Raw genomic sequence first — 4093 nt, 5'->3', positions numbered from 1 at the left:
GCCGGGACATGACCACCACCGAGCGGGTGCTGTTCGCCCTGGTCGCCAACCGGGCGCTGGCCCCGTCCTCCAAGCTGGCCGCCGCGGACTGGATCGGGCCCTCGCCCCGATGTGTGGACACCTTGAGTACCAGATGATGGAAATCCGGAGACAAGGAGTTCTGCGTGGCGATGAAGTCGTATCCGCCGGAGTTCAAGGCGGACGCCGTCGCGTTGTACCTGTCCGATCCGGGACGGACGCCGGCCTCGGTGGCCGAGGACCTGGGAATCAGCCGGGAGACGCTGCGTAACTGGGTGCGTCAGGCGCAGGCGGAGGGCACCGCGGGTGCCAAGGAGCGGGGCCCGATGAGGAAGCCGGTGCGGGGCCCGCTATCGTCCGACGACGTGCTGGAAGAAGAGAACAAGCAGCTCAAGGCCCGGATCCGGGAGCTGGAGATGGAGCGCGACATCCTGCGCCGGGCCGCGAAATATTTCGCGGGAGAGACGAACTGGTGAGCCGCTTCCAGTTCGTCGACGACCATCGGGACGTCTTCGGCGTCAAGCGGCCGCGCCGGGTGCTGAAGGTGTCCCGCTCGGGCTTCTACCGGTGGATCAAGGCGGCGCCGGCCCGGGCGGAGCGGGCCGCGGCCGATGCCGCGCAGGGTCTGCGCCGAGCTCGGCGTGCGCCAGTCAATGGGAGCCGTCGGGTCCAGCGCCGACAACGCCGTGGCGGAGGCGTTCAACGCCACGTTGAAACGCGAGACGCCGCAGGGCGCCAAGTGCTGGTCCTCGGCGCGTGAGGCCCGCTTGGCCGTCTTTAAGTGGATCACCCGCTACAACACCCGCAGGAGACACTCCACCCTGGGCTATCTGAGCCCGATCGACTACGAGCAGCGAACCATCGATAGGGTGCTGCTCGCCGCATGACAACCGGTGTCCATACCTCGGGGCGAGCCCCCGTCACCGCAGCACAGCCGTAACCGAGCTGGTCTACCGGAAGCAGATCCGGCCCGTTCTCCAGAGCGGCGCGACCGCCATGGATCGCATCTTCGGGACATGATCCGGGAACCTTAGTAACGCAGTTAAACACGCAGAAGCCCCCTACGTCACCGCAGGGGGCTTCTGAGCTGGAGCCGCCTTGGGGAATCGAACCCCAGACCCCTTCATTACGAGTCAACGGCAGATCCCTGGCCGGAGCGCTCACATGCTGGTCAGACGGTAGATGCGGTACGGTGGCGTTTGATCGCGTAAGGCGGTGTTGCTGTACGGGACTGCTGTACGGCATTCCTCGCCGAGCTGCGGGCATGGCTGCTCGATCACCGCTCGCTGTGCAGGATCTCCATGGCCTGAAGTACGTCGGTGGCGACATGATCCGCGTTGTGATCGTGGTCGTCCCAAGTGCCTCGGTCGATCCAGATCGTACGCAACCCTGCCGCCTGTCCCCCACCGATATCGGCGACGAGGTTGTCACCGACCATCCATCCTCCTTCTTCGAGGGTCATACCGCAGCGCTGGGCCGCGACTTCGAACAGCCCGATGTCGGGCTTACGGATGCCTTCGACCCCTGAGAGCGCGTAGGCGTCAACGGCCTCAGCCAGTCCCGTCCGCTGGATCTTGCCAAGCTGGTTGTCCGCGGTTCCGTTGGTGACGATCGCCACCTTCCAACCCGACGCGCGGAGTCGAGACAGCCCGTCCATCACCTCGGATCGACAGTGGACGAGGTACGGCATGCGCTGACGGTAACGGCTCCATAGCTCGTCGACCCGCTCGGGCAAAGTGAAGCGGTCGCGGACCTTGGTGAAGAAAACCTCACGGTGTGGGTAGCCGGCCCGATCGAGAGCGAGCAGCCAATCAATGGCTCGCTGTCCAAGGCCATACTCGGCGGCGAACTCCCCAGCCCACACCTGGAACGCCTCATCCAGGTTGATGAGGGTGTTGTCCAAGTCGAAGAGCGCCAGTCGTTGCACGACGACATCCTACGCAGGATTGTCAACACAAACTTGAGTGCTTGTTTGCAAAAGGAGCCAGTCACGACGTCGAGAGCTCATCGCCCTGTTGAAGAGCCAGTTACGGGCCGGTGGCGTGTACTCGCGTAAGGCGGCGTTGCTGTACACAGCTCTGCGGCTGGCGACCCGCCCTGTCATCCGATGGCAAGGGGACCCGTACCGCAGGGCCGCTAGGCCCGAGGAGCGGAAGCCCCGCGGCAGTTGAAAGAGCACCATACCAGGAGGACGACAACCCTACGTCTGGCCTATTAACGGCATCATAGTAACCCGCACTGCCTGCCCAGAAGTTCTGATAGATACTTTGAAATTCTAGACCCGATGCCCACATATCGAGTATCGCGAACCAATTAATCCCGCCTTGAACCTAGGCGATAGAATTCCTCAGCCAACTGGCGACATAGAACCTCGCCACCATCACTTGAATTCCAATGAATGAAGCCAATATTTTCACTTTCCACAAGATCCTTGTAAGCTTTTCGGGTTAGCCGACTCTGGGAGACCAGCACAATTTTTATCCAAGAAGTACGCTCTGCATAGCCAATAAGTTGATTGACAACTTCGAACGGTATCGGGGCATCGCCATAAGCCTTGACGATTAGATCAATCCTGCCAAAGTCAGTTTCGACGAGCAGATCAGGAAAAAGGTCCCAATTTCCCTCGTAAGCCCCCCATCCAGCAGCAACAAGTGCAGCCTTTATACTAGACACATAAATATAGCCTCGATTCTCACCGGGCTTCATTCCACTAAATTGCTGCGCTTGTGTGACCGTAGTTGCGCTAACTTCCGCCCCAAGATATTCTTGCGCAAGAAGCAGGAAAGACTTTACAGTTATAAGATGAAATGGCACCCCCGCTACTTGCAACATCTCGGCAACTAGCTCAGGCCTCGGTCCAATTTTCCTCCCCGAGACCTCCCGAACCCAGTCGGGCTTTTGATCGTTCGTAACGAGCAGAACAGGCTTAGCGCGACTCGCAGCTTCAATCAAAAGCTGTCGCCACAAGATATAGTCGCCTACCGCCTTTTGAGAATCCTTCTTGTGGTCAGCATAGCCGGGAGGGATTTTTTCGGCGATACGTCGAGCCCCTTCAACCTCCTCCGCCTTCAGATTATCGAGAGATTTGCCTATTTTCCCTTCAATAATCTTTTCAAGGTCAATAAGGATCTTGTCATCCCTAATGGATTCGTCGACATTGAGATCAAAATCAAAGAAGCTATCGGCCTGTGAGGAGATATTCCTAAATGCACGGTTCGCTATATCTTCAAGTAAAGATACCTGCCGCTTTGTTAAGCCGCGCCGATTGCCGAAATTTCGAATCTGCTTCAGGGAAATATCGAATGATTTTCGAAGCTCGCCATCAAAAACTTCATTCGCCTCAGCGCATTCTCTTATAACCTCAAGCCTAAGATCCAGAATCTCCTGACCAACGCGGTTCGGTATCCATAATCTTTCACCAAGCAGCTTGAGTGCCGATGAAAACTCTGAGCGTGCCCGAATGCTAAACCTATAGATGTCGAATAGGGCGTTGGTGTCAAAGGCGACGAGCCCTTCCTTTATGAAGACCTCCAGATCTTTATCGCCTGGAGGGAAGTATCCCGGGAATAGTTGCCTAAGACTATTAGAGGCAGACTCATGATTTAAGCTCTGGTCAGCAGCCGAATTTATGCTTTCCACACAGTGGATGATAGCCGTGCCAGACCATATCTGGAACGGGATTTATAGTACGGTTCTATCTCATACATCTGTAAAGCTCGTAAGATCGCGCACATCCCGCTCTAACTCAGCGCCAGACAGGCGTTTCCGGTCGTTGCCAACCACTGATCTCGGCCTGGCGGATACAGCTCTGCAGCTTCGCGGTACACGGCTGCGTTGTGTCCCGCGCGTGGGCGGTGCTGGCCGCGACCGGCCGAAGAGCCGCAGCGCGGCCAGCGACCGCCCAACGCGCGCGGGACGCCGCAGGCGGCACGCGCCTTGAAGACGTAGAGAAAGTTCTCATTCGGAGTAAGCGGCCTCCGTCTAAAACTGACAGACATCGTTGACACCCGGGTCTCCGGCTACTACGGAGACCATCATGTCCACCCCGAACCCCCCACTGGATCGTGAGGCCAAG

Annotated in this window: 2 protein-coding genes and 1 pseudogene; 1 reads left to right on the top strand and 2 read right to left on the bottom strand. The window is 58.3% G+C overall.

Translation table 11 applies throughout. The annotated features are described in order from the left end of the window. Positions 1 to 164 precede the first annotated feature (164 nt). Positions 165 to 905, top strand: a pseudogene (locus ABZ194_RS30090) (transposase). A gap of 389 nt (positions 906 to 1294) precedes the next feature. Here ABZ194_RS30090 and ABZ194_RS30085 read toward each other — a convergent pair. Both ABZ194_RS30085 and ABZ194_RS30080 read right to left on the bottom strand, forming a co-directional pair. Then, complete coding sequence (locus ABZ194_RS30085; protein ID WP_355600401.1) at positions 1295 to 1945, bottom strand: HAD family hydrolase; 651 nt, start codon at positions 1943 to 1945, stop codon at positions 1295 to 1297. Positions 1946 to 2331: 386 nt separating this feature from the next. Then, positions 2332 to 3657, bottom strand: a complete 1326-nt coding sequence (locus ABZ194_RS30080) for a PIN-like domain-containing protein (protein ID WP_355600400.1) — start codon at positions 3655 to 3657, stop codon at positions 2332 to 2334. Positions 3658 to 4093 lie beyond the last annotated feature (436 nt).

The sequence above is a fragment of the Streptosporangium sp. NPDC006007 genome (assembly GCF_040614315.1).
GTDB lineage: Bacteria > Actinomycetota > Actinomycetes > Streptosporangiales > Streptosporangiaceae > Streptosporangium.
This window is presented reverse-complemented; position numbering and strand designations above follow the sequence as displayed.